The following is an 18201-nucleotide window of genomic DNA, read 5'->3' as shown; positions in this document are numbered from 1 at the left end:
ACGCAACGGGGAGGGGGATTGTGGCGGTATTCGCACCGTCAGGCTACGCCTGCGGCTACCCATGGTCTGCCCTTCGGGCAAGAGCTTCTGCCCTCCATCCGCGAGGCAGCCGCAACGTTCCGCGCTCCAATCTGATTGTCGGGGAAGCTCCTGTGGCTTGCAAGGATGAGCGAGGTTGTGCTATTTTGAATGTAGAGAGTGCGGGGTCGGAGGAGGTCCGCCTAAAGTCGCTGCCCAGAGGTGGCGACTTATTCTGCTCTGGGCCCAGCGGCCAATTAGTAAGCGAGAGTTTCGGGATGTTACATTTGTTCAACACCATTAGTCGCAGGGATGAGGAGTTCGTTCCTCTGAATCCGCCCAACGTTGGGCTCTACACCTGCGGCCCGACGGTGTATAGCTACATTCACATTGGGAACCTACGCACTTTCTTGTTTGAGGACCTGCTGAGGCGGTATCTCAAGTTCAAAGGTTTCAAGGTAACACAAGTGATGAACGTGACTGACATTGACGACAAGACTATAAAGGGCGCCAACGAGGAGGGGATTTCGCTTGGCGAGTTCACGTCGCGTTTCACGAGGGCTTTTTTCGAGGACATCTCGGCGGTAGGGATCGAGCTGGCTGAGCATTATCCACGGGCGACGGAGCACATTGGGGATATGGTGTCGCTGATAGGGCGGATACTGCGCAATGGGTATGCTTATGAGAGCGATGGGTCGATCTACTTTGACGTGAGCAAGTTTAAGCCTTACGGTGCTCTTACGGGGGTGAAACCGACTCTTTGTCAGGTTCGTTCTAGGGTTGACCGGGACGAGTATGAGAAGCAGGACATTAGGGATTTTGCGCTTTGGAAGGCGGCGAAACCGGGTGAGCCGTCTTGGGACACAGAGCTTGGCACTGGTAGGCCGGGTTGGCATATCGAGTGCTCTGCAATGAGCATGAGATACCTGGGGGAGACGTTTGACATCCACACCGGCGGAGTCGATAACATGTTCCCCCATCACGAGAACGAGATCGCACAGTCCAGGGCGGCGACAGGGAAACCGCTTGCCCGCTATTGGCTGCATTCAGAGCACCTCTTGATGGACAGGAGCAAGATGGCCAAATCGGCCGGCAACATCTACACGTTGCGTGAGATCACCGCGATGGGTTACGAACCACGTCAAGTTCGCTACTTCCTACTGTCCGCGCACTACCGCAAGCAGCTGAACTTCAGCCTTGATGCGCTACAGCAGGCAGCGGGTCCGCTTGCAAGGATAGACGGCTTCGTGAGAAGCCTGCGCTCGGCCAGCTGTTCAAATAGCGACGGTCCCGCGGTCGCGCAGTCCATCAGTGAATGCGAGCGCGAGTTCGAGGCGGCGATGGACGACGACCTCAACATTTCAGAAGCTATGGGCGTTTTTTTCACATTTATCAGATCAGTGAACGAGCTGATGCATGGGGGGGAGATAAGCGAGAATGACAGGAGCTCCATTGAGAGCCTTCTTGAGCGTATTAACTCTGTGGTCGGCGTGATTGAGCTTGGTGAGGAGGTTGAGCTCTCGCAAGAGGAGGATGAACTCATCAAGATGCGACGTGAGGCGCGGAGGTCCCGGGACTGGGCCTATGCAGACAGACTTCGTGAGCAGTTGAGAGACAGGGGAATCATTATAGAGGACACAAAGGATGGGATCAGGATCAAGCGTTTGCAGTGAATTAGGGTTCGGCGGGTCTCCCGTTGAAAGGCGGGCGACATGGAGTTGTTTGGGGGCTAGAATGGATGCTCGCTTTGCTTTGAGGGATGTGCCGGGTTCTGCCGAGGGTGCGGTTTATGGCTCAGAATGCCTGCGCAGTTTCACATCTATCTCAGGAGGGAACTAGAGATGGTGCTGCTGGCGATGCGCAAGCATATGAAGAAACTTTCTGTGCTCCTTTGGATTGTGATAGCGGCTTTCGTCGGAACGATATTCCTCGTCTGGGGCGCCGGTGATCGTGGGATTAGCCACGATGAGAGCTCTGTGATGGCGTCGGTCAACGGGGAGCAGATAACCCCCGGCGAGTATCAATCTGCAATGCGGCGTTATGCGGACTACTACCGCAGCATTTACAAGGATCAGTTGACGCCTGAAATGCTGGAGAACCTAAACCTTCCCAATCGCGTCATGCAGGGGCTGATTCGCCGGCACCTCTTGCTCCACCAGGCCGACAGTTTGGGGATTGTGGTGAGCGATGCCGAGGTCAGGTCAGTCATTGAGAAGACGCCCGTTTTTTTGGACGAGAATGGCAAGTTCAGGCCTGATTTTTACATGCGGCTTCTCTCGATGCAGCGGGTGCCTCCAGAGGCTTATGAGAACAGTGTTCGACAGAGTCAGAAGCTCACGAAGCTTGAGGACCTCATCCGCGCGACGGTCAGGATAACCGACGATGAGGTCAAAGCCAAATACATCAAGGAGAACGAGAAGGTCAGCTGCAAGTTTGTCGAGTTCAACGGTAGGGAGCTTGGCAAGGGTCTTAAACCGAGCGACGCTGCGCTCAAAGAGCTTTACGAATCGCAGAAGGAAGAATACAAGAGCCCGCGGGAGGTGAATGTTGAGTATGTGCTCTTCGAGCCCAAGGGCTACAAGTCGCAGGTGCAGCTGACGGAGGACGATCTCCGCGATTACTATGACGATCACGAAAAGGAATACACGCAAGAGGAGCAGGTGCGCGCCCGGCATATCCTGATCAAGGTTCCCGAGGGGGCGAGCAAGGAAGTTGAGCATGCAGCCGAGACGAAAGCCGAGGCATTGTTGGTCAGAGCGAGTGCGGGTGAGGATTTCGCCAAGCTGGCCGAGAAGAGCTCTGAGGGGCCTTCTGCCCCGAAGGGCGGCGACCTGGGCTTCTTTGGTCGGGGTCAGATGGCCAAGCCCTTTGAGGACGCTGCCTTCGCGCTGAAGGTGGGCGAGATAAGCGACGTTGTCAGGACTAAGTTCGGCTATCACATCATCAAGCTCGAGGGCAGCAAAGAGGCCCAGCTCAAGAATTTCGACGAGGTGAAGGAGGATGTCCGGGCGAAGTTGACGGGCGAAAAGTCGCTCGAGTTGGCCAAAGAAGCGGCGGAGAATCTGCATAAGCAGATAGGAGAATCGAATGATCTTGAGGGGTTCGCAAAGGCAAATGGCCTTGAGGTTGTGACGACGGACTTCTTCGATCGCTCGGGCGAGATCAAGGGGATTGGGCGCTCGTTTCAGTTTGCAAGCGCTGCGTTGGGGTTGTCGAAGGACGCGGTCAGTCCGGTGGTTGGGGGCAGGGACCGGTATTTTGTGATGAAGCTGCTCGGCGAGAAGCCCTCGATGGTCCTGCCGTTTGACCAGGCTAAGGAGAAGGTCGAGCGAGACTGGACTAGACGAGAGAGCGACGATATTGCCCAGAAGAAGGCGACCGAGTTTGCGCAGAAGGTGAAGGACCAGGCGTCGTTCGACAAGACGGCAAAAGCGTGGGGCCTTACGGTCAAGGAGACCAACCCGTTCACTAAGGACGGCTATGTGCGAGGCATCGGCCAGAGCGATGAGTTCGTCAAGAAGGCATTTGAGGCGAAGGTTGGCGGCGTGGGCGGCCCGATCAATCTCCGCAGCCGCTACGTGGTTTTCAGTGTGGTTGAGCACTCCCAGTTCAATCCAGATGAGTTCGCCGGAAAGAAGCCTCAACTGGTGCAAGAGATGCGGTCGAACAAAGAGGACAAGGCCCTTGCGGCCTGGCTCGAGGGTCTAAAGGACAAGGCGGACATATATATCGACCCTGCGTTCCTCAATATGCAACAACCCGCCGGCCAGGCCGGCGCTGCTAGTTAAGTCACGTTTTCACTAGAGGAGGCAAAGATGAGCGTAGAAGCTGTAATCACACACGCAGTCCGAACGCCGGTCGGGTCACTTGGTGGCACACTTACTAAAGTAACTGCACCTAAACTCGGGGCGATCGTTGTCGAGTCGCTCTTGAAACGCTCGGGCATTCCTCCGGAGGATTTCGACGAGATAATAATGTCGAACGTCGTCAGCGCGGGCCTGGGACAGGCGCCCGCGCGTCAGGCGGCGCTTTTTGGCGGCCTGAAGAATGAGGTCGCGGCGCTGACGATCAACAAGGTCTGCGGCGGTGGACTTAAAGCGGTCGTGCTGGCCGCACAGGCAGTCAAGCTGGGTGATTCTGGGGTCGTCATTGCTGGCGGGCTCGAGTCGATGAGCAACACCCCTTACGCTCTTTTCAAGGCCAGATTCGGTTACAGACTCGGCAACGGCAAGCTGGTCGATCTGATGATTCACGACGGCCTGTGGTGCGCCTTCAACGATTATCACATGGGCTACGTTGGCGAGATAACCGCTGAGAAGTACGGCATATCGCGAGAGCGACAGGACCAATACGCCGTCAAGAGCCATCAAAAGGCGGTCGCCGCGATCAAGGCCGGCAGGTTCAAGAGCCAGATCGCCCCTGTTACAATCCCACAGCGCAGGGGCGAAGCCATCGTCGTTGACACCGACGAGGGGCCCCGGGCAGACACCTCGCTGGAGAAGCTTGCTAAGCTGCGTCCAGTCTTCAAGAAGGACGGGACGGTAACGGCTGGCAATGCCCCCAGCGTCAACGACGGCGCCTCGGCAGTGATCGTGATGAGCGCCGATGAGGCCGCCAGTCGAGGCCTGACGCCGATGGCGAGGATCGTGAGCTATGCCACGTCAGGCATGGCGCCCGAGGATGTCCTGATGGCACCTGTCCCGGCGGTTCGGATGGCCCTTCAGAAGGCGAATCTCAAACTTGATGACATCGACCTGGTTGAGCTGAATGAGGCGTTCAGCGTGCAGGCGATCGCCTGCTGCGAAGAGCTCGGGCTCGACTACGCCAAGGTCAACGTCAACGGCGGCGCGGTTGCGCTCGGACACCCTATCGGTGCGAGTGGTGCGAGGATACTGACGACATTGCTCTACCAAATGGAGGCTGACAACCTGAAGCGAGGCTTGGCGGCGCTTTGTCTCGGCGGTGGCAACGCAGTCGCGATGGTGGTTGAGAGGTAAGAGCATTGGGCTGTCATCTGGCTGGTTTAAGCGTGTGGGCTGCTAATAGCCTTATGAGATGAAGAAAACGTCGCATCAGCAAACATCTTCACTGAAGTAAAAGGAGCAGCTTCATGGATATAGGGACGGTAGGTGTTGTCGGGGCAGGAACAATGGGAAGTGGCATTGCCCAGGTGCTTGCATTTACGGGACACAAGGTCCTGCTACACGACACCAAGAAAGAGCTCATAGACCGAGGCATCAAGTCGATAGAAAAGAGCCTCGGCAAGTTTCTGGCCAAGGAAAGGATCACTAAGGAGCAGCACGACGCTGCGTTGGCGAACATCAGCCCTTCCGGGCAGCTCGAGTCGCTTCGGGACGTTGATTTTGTGATCGAGGCGGTCTTCGAGGACCTCGGCGTCAAGATCGGGGTATTCAAGACGCTCGGCGCTCTGTGCCCACAAAGCACGGTCTTTGCGTCAAACACATCGTCGATCTCGATAACGAAGCTTGGAGCGCAGACCAATCGGCCGGACAGGGTCATCGGAATGCACTTCATGAATCCTGTGCCGCTGATGAAGCTGATTGAGCTAATCCGCGGCATTGCGACCTCGGACGAGACTTTCCGCGTAACAAAGGAGCTCGCGGAGAAGCTCGGCAAGACCCCGGTTGAGGTCAACGATGCCCCTGGGTTCGTCTCGAACCGCGTCCTGATGCCGATGATCAATGAGGCGGTCTTTGCGCTTTATGAGGGTGTGGGCACGGCGGATGCGATCGACACCGTCATGAAGCTCGGGATGAACCACCCGATGGGACCCCTTGCGCTTGCTGATCTGATCGGGCTGGACATTTGCCTTTCGATACTGAACGTGCTCTACGAGGGGTTCGGGGACCCGAAGTATCGTCCATGTCCGCTTTTGAGGAAGATGGTAGATGCGGGCTATTTGGGCCGCAAGAGCGGCAAGGGCTTCTACGATTATTGATAATAGGCAGATCCTAAACTTGTTGATAAGGAGACATGAGCAGTGATTGATTTTGAGCTCTCGGAAGACCAGCAGATGATGCGGGACATGGCGCGCGATTTTGCGGAGAAGGAGCTTAAACCTGTTGCGCAGAAGCTCGACGAGGAGTCGCTCTGGCCGGCGGACATTCTCAAGAAGATGGGTGAGCTCGGGTTCTTGGGGATGACGCTTCCGGAGGAGTACGAGGGCGCAGCGATGGACCCCGTCAGCTATGCTCTCGCCGTTGAGGAGATATCGCGCGGCGATGCGTCCTGCGGGGTGATCATGTCGATCCACGTTTCGCTCGTCTGCGAGCTGATCTTGATGTTCGGCACCGAGGAGCAGAAGAGTCGCTTTCTCCCGTCGCTGGCAAGGGGTGAGACCATTGGCTGTTTCTCACTTACAGAGTCGGGGGCAGGTTCGGACGCTGGCGCTGTTTGCACCACTGCCGTGCGCGATGGGGACGAGTATGTCCTGAACGGGAACAAGATATTCACGACGGGCGGCGCCTACGCTGACCTGATTATCCTGTTTGCCTCGACAGACCGCGCTAAGGGCCACAAGGGGATGTCGGTTTTTATCATTCCCAGGGGCACGCCTGGGCTTGAGGTGGGCACCATCGAGCGCAAGATGGGATTGAATGCATCTTGCACATCCGAGCTAGTGCTTACAGATTGTCGAGTGAGCAAGGACCTCCTGCTCGGCCAAGAGGGCCAGGGCTTCAAGATCGGCCTTATCGGCTTCGACGGCGGCAGAATCGGGATCGCGGCTCAGTCGGTCGGGATAGCAAGGGCTGCCCTTGAAGAGAGCATCGAATACGCCAAGGTCAGAGAGCAGTTCGGCAGGCCGATCTCGAGCTTCCAGGCCGTCCAGTGCATGATCGCGGATATGGCGACTCAGACAGACGCGGCGAGGCTTCTTACACTCCGCGCCGCCCATGTCAAAGGACAGGGCAAACGCTTCAGCAAGGAGGCGGCGATGGCAAAACTCTTCGCGTCGGAAACGTGCGTCAACGCCACGCGCCTCGCGGTTCAGGTTCATGGCGGCTACGGCTACATGAAGGAATACGCGGTCGAAAGGTACTACCGTGAGGCTAAGATCACCGAGATCTACGAGGGGACTTCGGAGATCATGCGCACGATCATCGCTCGGTCGCTTTTGAAGTAAGGTATCGGCAGCACAGCGATGGAGAATCGATAGTTCATACGAGGATTGAGTAGCCTTCCGATGCGGGCCTGGCTTGTTAGGTGGCAACGGGTACGGCGCTCTTGGCGGGGGCACAATTGATACTCACGGAACCGATATTGGTCGGGCTTACGCAGCTTTCGGCCAACAAGCTGCGATCGTTCCTGACGATGCTGGGGATACTAATTGGCGTGGGCTCTGTTGTCGGCATCGTCTCGATCTCGGACGGTGCGAGGAAGATGCTCCTCAGCGAGATGGACAAGCTGGGCGGCAGCAACCTGATATGGGTCTCACCGCCCCACCACTGGGTCAGGCGAGACGGCAAATGGCAGCGGCGAGCTTATGACGCCTACCTGGAAAACAACGACGTCAAGAGAATCTCGAATTGCAGCGAGCATATTGTGAGCGTTCTGCCGATCGTTGGCGTCAGCGGCAACGCGACACGGGAGATGAACACCTCCAGTTGCTCGATACTTGGGACGCTGCCGGCCTATGCCGAGGCGATGGACTGGGAGACCGAGCGAGGTCGGTTCTTCTCCTGGAGGGACGAGGCAGCTTGGCGAAAGGTCTGCGTGATCGGCGACAAGGTTTATGATGACCTGTTCCCCAGTGGAACAGACCCGATCGGCAAGGACATAAAGGTCGCGGACGTTCGCTGTGTCGTCATCGGTGTAATGAAGACCAAGAGCGTGTTCGGCAACGACTGGGGCTACAACGTGCTTATCCCCTCGGCAACCGCGCAGCATAGAATGAAAGGCTCCGAGAGAATCGACTACATGCTCGTAAACGTTGACAACAGCCTGAACGTCTCAAAGGCAGAGCGCAGCATCAAATCAATTCTTAAGCGCACCAAGGCCCACGGAGACGAATACCGCGTCAGGACCGCGCAGTCGGAGATCCAGAAGGCAGAGGAGGCGCTGTTCATAGCCAAGCTCGTAACAGGTGGGATAGCCGCCATATCGCTCATCGTTGGCGGCGTTGGGATCATGAACATCATGCTCGTCTCGGTCGCAGAGCGCACCCGCGAGATCGGCCTCCGAAAGGCGGTCGGCGCCCGGAATCTCCTCATATTCTCGCAATTCCTTATTGAGGCGATAATCCTCTGCATTATCGGATGCGCCGTCGGCATCGGGCTGGGCTTTGCGCTTGGACACGGAATCGCGGCTATCATCTCCAAAACGGCCGACATGCAGTTCATAAGCGTCGTGTCGATGAAAGCGATTGTGATGGCTGTTGCCTACTCGGTCGGCATCGGCCTGGCGGCTGGCGTCATCCCTGCCATACGCGCTGCGAGGCTGAATCCGGTCGAAGCGCTCCGCTACGAGTAGCTGGGAGGAGAGGGCGCCATTGAGCAGGCGGAGTTGACGGTAAAATGGCCGAGACAGTAAGGGTAGGCGTCGATACCGGCGGGACGTTCACGGACATCATCATCTGCCGGCAAGGAGAGGTCTCGATCAAAAAAGTCCCCTCGCAGCCAAAGTCGCCGGAGCTTGCCAGCGTTGAAGGTCTGAGGAGCATCGCCCTCCGTGGCGAACGTGGCGACATCGTGCACGGAACGACCATTGCGACCAACGCCCTACTTTCAAGGACGGGCCCGAGGACTGCTCTGGTGACGACGTCGGGCTTCGAGGACGTCCTCGAGATAGGCCGTCAGACCAGGCCCGTTCTATACGATCTCGCGGTCAAGAAACCCCCTCCTCTTGTCCCCAGGGAGCTTATATTCGGGCTCGACGAACGAGTCCTCTACACGGGGGAGGTTCTGAAACCCCTGGCCGATACCGCTCTTGCGCAGCTCGTTGAGAAGCTGCGTAGCGCAGCCGTAGAGTCGGTCGCAGTGTGCCTCCTATTCTCCTATGTCAATCCGAACCACGAGCGGAGTGTCCGGCAGGCGCTTGCCCAGCTTGGCCTGCACGTCTCGACCTCCTCGGACGTGCTGCCTGCCTACCGCGAATACGAGCGCTTCAGCACGACCGCTGTCAATGCCTATGTCGCGCCCGCCATAACCGAGTACCTCGAGCGCCTCAGCTGCGCACTTCCTGGCTGGCACATAAAGATGATGCAGTCCAACGGTGGGTCCATCTCGCTCTCGGCGGCGTGCAAGCGGCCTGTTGCCACGATACTCTCAGGCCCTGCCGGGGGCGCGATCGCGGCCCAGAAGACCGCCTCGAGGATCGGGGAACCCAACATCATCTCGCTGGACATGGGTGGGACATCAACCGACGTCTCGCTCGCCGCTGGCGGCCTTACCTGGAGCACCAAGACCAGCGTCTCCGGCTGCCCAATAGCTATTCCCGTCATAGACATCCATACCGTAGGTGCGGGCGGCGGCTCTATCGCATATCTCGACCTGGGAGGCGCGCTCAGAGTCGGCCCAAAGAGCGCTGGCGCAGACCCGGGGCCCGCATGTTACGGGAAGGGCGTTCTGCCCACCGTAACAGATGCCAATATCGTGCTTGGGCGGCTCTCTCCCCACTGGTTCTTGGGCGGAGAGTTTGAGATACAGCCCGCCCGGGCACGCAGGGCGATAGCTGAACTTGCCGAGAGGATGAACATCTCGGTCGAGGCCGCCGCCGAAGGCATCGTCCGCGTCGCAAACGCCACAATGCAGAGAGCGCTCTCGGTCGTCTCGGTCCAACGTGGCTTCGACCCGCGCGAGTTTGCAGTCGTCGCCTTCGGGGGCGCAGGGCCAGCTCACGCGTGCGACCTCTGCCGGGCAGTCTCGGCAAAGTGCGTCATCGTGCCTCGAGACCCCGGCATCCTCTCTGCCGTGGGGATGCTCGAGGCGGACGTGGTTCGCGACTACAAGAAAACTGTCCTAATGCCCGCCACTGACGAGAATCTCCCGATACTCAGGCGCGAGCTGCATGAGCTTGAACTAAAGGCCCAGGAGGACCTCGCGGCCGACGGAATTGACCCGAAACTCATTCGCATCCAGCGCCGTGTAGAGATGCGCTATGTCGGCCAGTCTTACGAGATCGACATCCCGTTCTCTGCAAGCTATCTGGAGGCTTTCGACAAGGCCTACATGCAGGAATATGGCTATGTGCAGAAGCAAAACGCCAGGGAGACCGTCAACATCCGTGTCATTGCGGTCGTGCCCACCAAGACCGACGTCACGCCCATCCACAACGAAACCAGAGCAAGCGGGAATGCCGTCCTGGGAACGCAGCGCATCATCGAGGGCGGCGAGCGTATGGACGCTACGCTCTACCAGCGCGACCGCCTCGAAGTGGGCGCCGTGCTCCCGGGCCCGGCCGTGATAGTCGAGTATTCGGCGACGACCTACCTGCCTTCCGACTTCTCCTGCAAGGTCGATCGCCTCGGCAACCTCATTCTGACAAACAGCCCGCGCTGAGCCTACCGGTCTTGCGATTGCCAACCACCGACCTCCGATTGACTTGGCGAGCCCAGTAACCTACGATCAGCATTGGGCTTTCCGCTCTTAATCGATTACTGAGGGCTTTCCAGAACAGCACGGAGCACAGATTCATGGCTGATTATGACTTTACGAAGATCGACGAGGTTTTGGGTGCGGTCCACGCGGATGGCAGGGATACGCTTACTGAATATGAGGTTTACGAGCTTCTTGATGCTATTGGTTTTGCCCGGCCACAATCCATTTTTGTCCCGATTGACAGGGTCAAGACGGGCGCGCTCGGTCTGGACGTCTCCCGGCTCGAAACGAAGACAATCGTCGCGAAGGTCATGTCCCCGGACGTCCTGCACAAGACCGATGTGGGCGGCCTGGCATTTGTCACCAACGATGCAGACAAGTTGAGGGCAGCAGTTCAGAGGATCGTGCAGAACGTCAGGGAGGCGATGCCATCCGCGAATATCAAGGGTGTGATGATAACCGAGCTGATCGACTATCCCCAACAGCTCGGCCGCGAACTCATCCTCAGCTTCAGGCAGGACGACGCCTTTGGCCCTGTCGTCTCGTTCGGCCTGGGCGGCATCGACACCGAGCACTTCGCGAAATGGATGCAGACTGGCAGGAGCGTCACCAGCCGCGCAGCCTTGTTTCTCGACCCGGACGAGACCGTGCGGATGGTCGAGGGGACTGTGGCCGGCGAGAAGCTCCTCAAGCGTGGCAGGGGCATGACGGAGCCGCTGCTGTCAAAAGACAGGCTGACATCTGCGATAAGGTCGCTCTCTGAGCTGGCGTGCGAGTACTCGGCGCTTTCAGATGAGCATCGCTTCACGATCGAGGAGTGCGAGCTCAACCCCGTCATCGTTGCAGGTAAGGACGAGCTCGTGGCCGTTGACGCGCTTCTGAGGTTCAGCACCAGGAAGGTCAAGAGGACACGACGCCCGGTCCACAAGATCAAGAAGATTCTGGAGCCGAAAAGCGCTCTGGTGATAGGCGTGTCGGCAAGCTCGATGAACGTTGGGCGGATAATACTGCGAAACCTTATCGAGGGAGGCGGCGTCCCCAAGGACAAGATATACATCGTCCATCCGAGAGAGAGCGAGATTGACGGCTGCAAGTGCTTCCCGAATATCGCTGAGCTCCCCGAGCAGATCGACATGACCGTCATGACGATTCCGGCGGGCGATACTTGCGTGAACATGATGATCGAACTGATAGAGCGAGAAAAAACGCACTCGATCACGCTTATCTCCAGCGGCTTCGCGGAGACCAACGAGGGCAAGGGGCTTGAGGCGAGGCTGGTTGAGGCCGTCCAGAAGGGACACGAACATGAGGACGGAGGCGCCATCGTCAACGGAGGCAACTGCCTGGGCATCGTGTCCCTGCCGGGCAAGTATAACACCTTCTTTCTGCCCAAGTATAAGCTGCCCTTTACGCCTGCGGGCGCCCAGAACACCGCCTCAATCAGTCAGAGCGGCGCCTATCTCGTGACACAGGCGAGCAATCTTGATGGCATAATAAATCCGATGTATTCGATCTCGTTTGGCAACCAGATTGACCTGACAGCAGGCGATTACCTCGAGTACCTGATGCAGGACGAGAAGATCAGCCTCTATTCGGTCTATCTGGAGGGCTTCAAGCCGCTGGATGGCATCGGCTTCTTCGAGGCGTGTCAGGACATCAAGAAAAGCGGGCGGGAGGTTCTGGTCTATAAGGCTGGCAGGAGGGCGGAGGGAGCAATGGCCGCCGCCTCGCACACGGCCGCGATGGTGGGCGATTATGCCCTCAACAGCGACGTCTTGCGCCAGGCTGGCGCCATCGTGGTCGAGACGCTCGATGATTTCTTCGACTACTTCAAGGTCTTCACGCTGCTTGCGGACAAGAAAGTGCAGGGCCCGGGCGTTGGCATAATCTCAAATGCCGGGTTCGAGGCGACTGCGGCGGCCGACAACCTCACAGACCTGACGCTTGCCAAGCTCGCGCCTCGAACGATAGCAGATTTGAAAGGGCTCCTGCCGCCCGGCATTGTCGTCGCAAAAAACCCAATAGACACGACGCCAATCGCTAATACGGAGGCGTTTGAGCACATCTCTCGGGCGCTCATCGACGACGAGAACGTCCAATGCGCCGTGATCTCGATCGTATGTCCCACGCCGTTTCTGGAGAACCTCGAGAAGAGCGATGCGCACAAAGAGGATATATCCCGCGCGACGAGCCTCCCTAACCGGATGGTCCGCGTCTTCCGGGACACAGACAAGCCGGTCGTGTTTGCGGTCGATTCTGGTTCGCTCTACGACCCGTTTGTGGCGATGATGGAGAGGGCGGGCCTGCCCTGCTTCCGCAAGATCGACCGCGCGGTCCGGGCCCTGTCGCATTTCGTGACGATCAAGACGCAGTAATCCCAGTAGAGCGGGTGTGTTGTCCCGCTACCATCGGGCGCTAAAGCATGCGCCTCAATTGCTCGCCTTAGCTATTGTGCCCTATCGCCGTTCCGCTCATGCGTAGGCGAGGCGCCCCTTCGGCTGGGGAATCGGTCTGCCGAGTTCTTTCGCGGTCTCAATCCACTCCCTTATGGCCTGCTCGGCATTCAGGAGGGCTTCCTGTCGCGTTTTGCCGTCGGCCATGCAGCCTGCAAGCTCCGGAACCTCAGCCACAAACGCGTCGTCCCCCTCGCTCCAGAAGAAGATGATCTCATATCTCGGACCCACGCTGTTTCTGCCTAATGCCGTGAACTCAGTGACTGCCGCGCAGCAGCCCTTCGACGCTTAAATCCTCATCAATGTCTGGCCAGTGTATCCCCTCTCCGTCACCGAGAATCTCGTAATTCTCCAATTGCTCTCTAGTCGCTTTGGCCAGACGCGGAAACCACTCCAGTGGAACCCAAACCGATCGCCCATCAACAAGGGACACGACCATGTCGTCATCTGTGAATCTGACTTCTTGCGCCAAAGCATGCACTTCAATCGCTTGCGTGCTCATCCCGTCAACGTCCCGCTCGGCAAGCACGCTCATCCTCCTGTCCTTCGGGAACAGATCGTTGGCCAGATCGTCCCAGCATTCACTCAGAATCGACGCAACAATGGACTTGCCAGAGAGTGTATTCAATGTATCGATCACTCCGCTTGCGACTGTCCTATTGTTCACACGCGGCATGTCCATTCCCCAACGTCTCGCCCTCCTTATGTAGTGTGAGAGCCTACCAAGAAACTCGATCTGAGGATCGGAATGTTATCACCGCAAGCTTAACCTCAAAAGCCATCCGGCTGGAAACCATATATGTTTTGGGCGCGATTTCCGATATTATTCTAGGCTTGTTGGGCTGAATTGTAGTAGCACGTGATTTGGTCGCGTTGTGTGTAACGGTATTCGCCAATGTATTGTCCGAATGGATGAGGAGCGCTTGAGCATGAGAACCCAGCAGCTATCGATTCCCCGTTTCACGAGGTCCTGAGATGTTTGATCTTGTTTACTTCGACATATCAGGCAAATGCAATGCAAGGTGCCCGTGGTGTCAGACAGGCGTCCTAAACCTGAACAAGAAGCCGCTAAAGGGTGGGCACATAGACGTTAAGACCTTCGCAAGAGCCATAGAATACATGCTCAAAATGGGGATAATCGGCCAAAGCACTCTGGTCGATCTCTATAACTGGGGCGAACCGTTCCTAAATCCGCAATTCAAAGAAATAATCCATTTTATGAGTACGACAAACGTACAATTCGGCCTCAGCACCAACTGCTCGATCCTCATAACATTTGACCGGCCGGACCTCTTGGTCAATCTGAAACGGGTTCTATTCTCGATGTGCGGCTTCAGTCAGGCTTCCTATGACAGAATCCACGGATTCAATTTCGAGACGGTCAAGCGCAACATCGTAACGATGGTGGACAATTTCCGGCAGTGTGGGTTTCATCAGGAAGCCAGTATTCCATTTCACCTCTACCAATTCAACCTCGACGAGATGAGGCCCGCCCACGAATTCGGCCTCAAGCACGAGATTGGGCTATATCCCTACTACGCGCTCTTCAACGGCTTCGACATGACAATGGACTACCTGTGTGGCTCAATGCCCTACAAACAGCTGAAAAAAGTGTCGGAAGAGCTGGTGTTGTTCTACGTGCAGGACCTCATCGCGAAGATGCCCGAGGCCTATCGATGCCCGCAATATGACATATTGACGCTTGATGAGCACTGCAACGTCCTGACCTGCTGTTTTGTAGAGAAATACGTCGAGAAGTTCGTTTTGGGCAGCATCTTCGACTTGACCCTGGAGGAGATCAACGCTTCGAGGATGCAACCCGTCTGCAAAAAATGCATCTCAACAGGCGCATCCTATTGGGTTCACAACGGCTACTACAAATCACCCCTATAGCCCCCGGCGCCTCCAACGTTCTGGACTCCCGATCACTCACACTGATTCTGAATCTGAAGCGGCCGCCGTGAACGCTTGTCACTACTATCGGAGCACTGCCGCGGCGAGTTTAACCACAGATGCCCAGGTTTGCCTTGGACACGCGACCGATCATTGGATGTCAGAATACAAGCAGCATCTAAGGCGAAGCGCCACAGAGCGTGAAGCTTGGCCCCCAGGCCCGACCAGCGCCGTGGCTCGGTGAGGCTACTAGCGACTGAGGAGGCGCTTGAGGCTTTTGAGAGACTTGTGGACGAGTCGCCAGAACCAGCGGAGGCATTTTTGGTCGGGCACATTCGCTCGTGAAAGGAGCCATCCCACCGGCGACTCCGACATCGCTGCACGGGACGGGCCAGCCCAGGCCCCGGCCTTCTTGCTACTGCCCCAGCAGAGCCAGGTTGCGACTCACGCCTACTTTTTTCTCCAGCTCCGTCTGAAGCTGCGAAATCGCCCTGGCCCGCTTCTCTTTCAAGGCGTGCTTCTCAATCATGGCCTTCAGCTTCGGGCTCAGCTCCGAGAAGGTCAGAGTCTTCGGCGCGGATTTGCTCATCGCCTTCAGGATGCAGTAGCCCTCCTCGCACGGGATAACGTCGCTCAAACTGCCCTCTTGAAGGTAAAACGCAGCCCCTACATACTCTGGAAGCTTCTCTGACTTCCCGATAATGCCGGCGTCGCCGCCCGCCTCCTTATACTTGTCGATGGAAACGGACTTGGCGACTTTCGCGAAGTCCTCGCCCCCTGTAAGCCGTTTGAGCACTGCCGCCGCCGCCGCCTGCGTTCTCAACGTGATGACACCGAGGTGGACAGTCTGGGGGATCGTGAACACATCCCGATGCGACTCATAGTAATCACTGATGTCCTGCTCGGTCGTCGTTATCTTCGTCAGTTCTTCCCTGAGAAGCTCCTCGGCAAGTATCTTCGCACGGCTCTTCGCGAGGCGCGATTTCACATCATCTCGCTCCGCGAAGCCACGCTTCAACGCTTCCGCGGCGAGGACCCGAGTAAGTATCCAGTTCTCAACGAGGGCCTTCTTTTTCTCAAGCGTCAGCTCCTCTTTTGCCTGCAACTCCAGCAGCTCGAGGCTTTTGTTGAACTCGCTAAGAGAAAGGACCTCGCCACCAGCCTCGGCCAGCACCTTCTCGCCTCTCTCGCTATCCGAACTCTCAGCCGTGGGGCCGTTTTTGTTGCCCACCTCTTCGGCGAACAGATTCGCTGCGGCGAGGCACAACAACATTGAAACTGCGATAATGAAGGCCTTCCTAACACAATCTCTGAACAGCATTTATGCAGCCCTCGAAATCACCGAGCAAGGCCTATCATCGATCGTTGACATGAGCGACGATCTTCTGGCGGAGGACCTCAATGCTCGCAGCGAACGTTCGAGCTTACGCTTAACTCGCTCGTCCTGCTCGCTCTGAAGGGCCTTGTTCACGGGCTCGACATCGTCGGAACTGCATATTGTGCCTATTGCGACGGCTGCCTTGCTGCGCACGTCCTTGTCAGCGTCAGACAACATATTGATCACCTTCCTGGCTACGCTCCTGTCCTTGCACCCAAGCTCGCCAAGCGCGATCGCCGTCTGTCCCCGAACTGAACCATCTGGGTCGTCCAAGAGCTTGACCAGAGCTGCTATGGCTTCCTTGGCCCCGAGCTGGCCCAGCGACCGCGCCGCACGCCACCTCACTCCGGCCTTTGTATCGACAAGCGCCTCGACAAGCGCCGGTGCCGCCTTGATGTTCTTCAGCCGACCAAGCGACATCGCCGCTTCCTGCCTAATGCTGCCATCTGGGTCCTTCAGACAATCCTTGAGCACCGCGAGCGTCTCCGGGCTCTTGATCCGACCAAGCGCTGATACCGCCTGCCAACGCAGCCACATGTCGCTGCTCTTGGTCGCCTCCTCGATCTCCTTGACCCCGTCGTCGATATCCATCGAGCTCAGCGCGGTCGCCGCGTTGAAACGTTCTAGCTTATTACTGCTCTTAAGATACGCCTTTAGAAGTACAGCCCGACGCTCCTCACCGATAACGTTGAGCGCCCAGATCGAACGCCACCTCGCGTGAGGGTCCCCGTCCATGACCGCACACTTCACCAGAACGTCAGTCGCGCGCTTGTCCTTGATGCTGCCCAGCGCATTGACACACCACCAGCGCAACTTGTTGAAACCATTGCCCACGCTGAGAGTCTCCGACAGCCGTTTGATGAGCGCTGGGACCGCCGAAGAGCCCATGCCCTCCAGCTTCCTTGCAGCTCTCTTTGTGACCTCGTTGTCCTTCGAGCCGAGCAGCTCGATCAGCTCCTCCACCGACAGCGATTCCAGAGCCAAGCTCTGAGGACCAGACTTCGCCCCAAGATGAGGCAAGGCCTTCCTGTGCTTCTCTGGCGTTACATATTTGATGGGCACATCTAAACCTGAAGAATCTCTCTTGGGCTGTAACGAAAGCACCGCAAACGCTACGACGAGGCACGCAAAAGCCCCTATACCCAAAACAACCGCCCAACGCCTGATCATGTCCAGAGAATCTCTCTCCTATCTACGTGAACTAGCGAATGCCCGGCGCGACTATGCGCGCCGGGCATTCTCAACTAACAGCTTAAACAGCTACCTTTACTGCTGCTGGCAAGCCCCGCAGTCGATCATAGCATAGTGATATGACGTGTAGAAGCACTGACCAGCGGTTAACCATTGCCCCTCTTGATAAGCCGCCTCACCAGCATACCACGCCGCCCAAGACCTGCTGTCATATTGGATATAGCCCATAGCCATCAGGTCATCCAATGTCATCTTCACAAACGACATAACCTCCTCAAGCTTGCCGTATGGATTGACACAGACGGGCGTGAAGATGATTGGGGGCAAGCAACCATAATCCCCAGCGACGAGCAGACCGTGTAGTATCTTCATCTCTACCTGATCGATCTTGAAGTCGAGCGTCGAGACCGACGACTTAATGTCATCAATACCACCCGAAACCTCGCCATCGATCTTGGTCTCGATCGCGCCGAGGGCCTGGCTGTTGCCCGCAACAGTCCCGGCGATGTCCGGAATGTAGGTCGCGTATGCCAGGATGTCAGCAATCTCTGGCGAAATCGTGTCCATTTTTGATTCCAGGTAGCCAATCGCGTTGGGCAGGCCGTCCTGGGCATCGAGCTTCGCCTCGATCGCATCGAGCAGCTGAGCATTACCCGCAACCGCCCCGGAGATGTCCGGAATGTAGGTCGCGTATGCCAGGATGTCACCAATC

The 18201-nt window shown here is 57.3% G+C and carries 14 protein-coding genes; 9 read left to right on the top strand and 5 right to left on the bottom strand.

All coding sequences use genetic code 11. The features are described from left to right. From cysS to VM163_05330, 8 genes are all read left to right on the top strand, one after another. On the top strand, positions 1 to 1691 hold a 1691-nt coding region (gene cysS, locus VM163_05365), incomplete at its 5' end, for a cysteine--tRNA ligase (GenBank protein ID HUT03302.1). A 168-nt stretch (positions 1692 to 1859) separates the two neighbouring features. Next, the gene (locus tag VM163_05360; protein HUT03301.1) at positions 1860 to 3806 is read left to right on the top strand and encodes a peptidyl-prolyl cis-trans isomerase; all 1947 of its coding nucleotides are present in this window, start codon (positions 1860 to 1862) and stop codon (positions 3804 to 3806) included. A 27-nt stretch (positions 3807 to 3833) separates the two neighbouring features. Further along, positions 3834 to 5015: an acetyl-CoA C-acetyltransferase gene (locus VM163_05355; protein HUT03300.1), complete on the top strand. Its 1182-nt coding sequence runs from the start codon at positions 3834 to 3836 to the stop codon at positions 5013 to 5015. Between the two features lie 113 nt (positions 5016 to 5128). Next, positions 5129 to 5977 (top strand): 3-hydroxybutyryl-CoA dehydrogenase, encoded by an 849-nt coding sequence (locus VM163_05350; protein HUT03299.1) that lies wholly within the window; start codon positions 5129 to 5131, stop codon positions 5975 to 5977. A gap of 42 nt (positions 5978 to 6019) precedes the next feature. Then, positions 6020 to 7162, top strand: coding sequence for an acyl-CoA dehydrogenase family protein (locus tag VM163_05345; GenBank protein HUT03298.1), 1143 nt, complete (start codon positions 6020 to 6022; stop codon positions 7160 to 7162). 116 nt (positions 7163 to 7278) lie between these two features. Beyond that, a complete protein-coding gene (locus VM163_05340) occupies positions 7279 to 8508 on the top strand; it encodes an ABC transporter permease (GenBank protein HUT03297.1) in 1230 nt (409 codons plus the stop codon). A 44-nt stretch (positions 8509 to 8552) separates the two neighbouring features. Then, positions 8553 to 10535: a hydantoinase/oxoprolinase family protein gene (locus VM163_05335; GenBank protein ID HUT03296.1), complete on the top strand. Its 1983-nt coding sequence runs from the start codon at positions 8553 to 8555 to the stop codon at positions 10533 to 10535. Between the two features lie 134 nt (positions 10536 to 10669). After that, positions 10670 to 12949 (top strand): acetate--CoA ligase family protein, encoded by a 2280-nt coding sequence (locus VM163_05330; GenBank protein HUT03295.1) that lies wholly within the window; start codon positions 10670 to 10672, stop codon positions 12947 to 12949. Between the two features lie 96 nt (positions 12950 to 13045). Here the strand turns inward: VM163_05330 and VM163_05325 are convergent, their stop codons facing one another. Both VM163_05325 and VM163_05320 read right to left on the bottom strand, forming a co-directional pair. Beyond that, complete coding sequence (locus tag VM163_05325; protein ID HUT03294.1) at positions 13046 to 13258, bottom strand: type II toxin-antitoxin system HicB family antitoxin; 213 nt, start codon at positions 13256 to 13258, stop codon at positions 13046 to 13048. A 25-nt stretch (positions 13259 to 13283) separates the two neighbouring features. Further along, the gene (locus VM163_05320; protein ID HUT03293.1) at positions 13284 to 13529 is read right to left on the bottom strand and encodes a DUF2442 domain-containing protein; all 246 of its coding nucleotides are present in this window, start codon (positions 13527 to 13529) and stop codon (positions 13284 to 13286) included. A 473-nt stretch (positions 13530 to 14002) separates the two neighbouring features. On the opposite strand from VM163_05320, the gene VM163_05315 reads away from it, so the two are divergent. Beyond that, positions 14003 to 14920, top strand: a complete 918-nt coding sequence (locus VM163_05315; protein ID HUT03292.1) for a hypothetical protein — start codon at positions 14003 to 14005, stop codon at positions 14918 to 14920. A gap of 415 nt (positions 14921 to 15335) precedes the next feature. Here the strand turns inward: VM163_05315 and VM163_05310 are convergent, their stop codons facing one another. The 3 genes from VM163_05310 to VM163_05300 form a co-directional block, all read right to left on the bottom strand. Further along, positions 15336 to 16241, bottom strand: coding sequence for a peptidyl-prolyl cis-trans isomerase (locus VM163_05310; protein HUT03291.1), 906 nt, complete (start codon positions 16239 to 16241; stop codon positions 15336 to 15338). After that, a complete protein-coding gene (locus VM163_05305; protein ID HUT03290.1) occupies positions 16242 to 17468 on the bottom strand; it encodes a HEAT repeat domain-containing protein in 1227 nt (408 codons plus the stop codon). It abuts the gene before it with no gap. Positions 17469 to 17564: 96 nt separating this feature from the next. Then, positions 17565 to 18201 (bottom strand): hypothetical protein (locus VM163_05300; GenBank protein HUT03289.1); only part of this gene is annotated, 637 nt, incomplete at its 5' end.

It is taken from the genome of bacterium (genome assembly GCA_035527515.1).
In the GTDB taxonomy this organism is placed as follows: Bacteria; B130-G9; B130-G9; order B130-G9; family B130-G9; genus B130-G9.
Note: the sequence above shows the minus strand (reverse complement) of the source record. Positions and strands in the feature narration are given on the sequence as shown.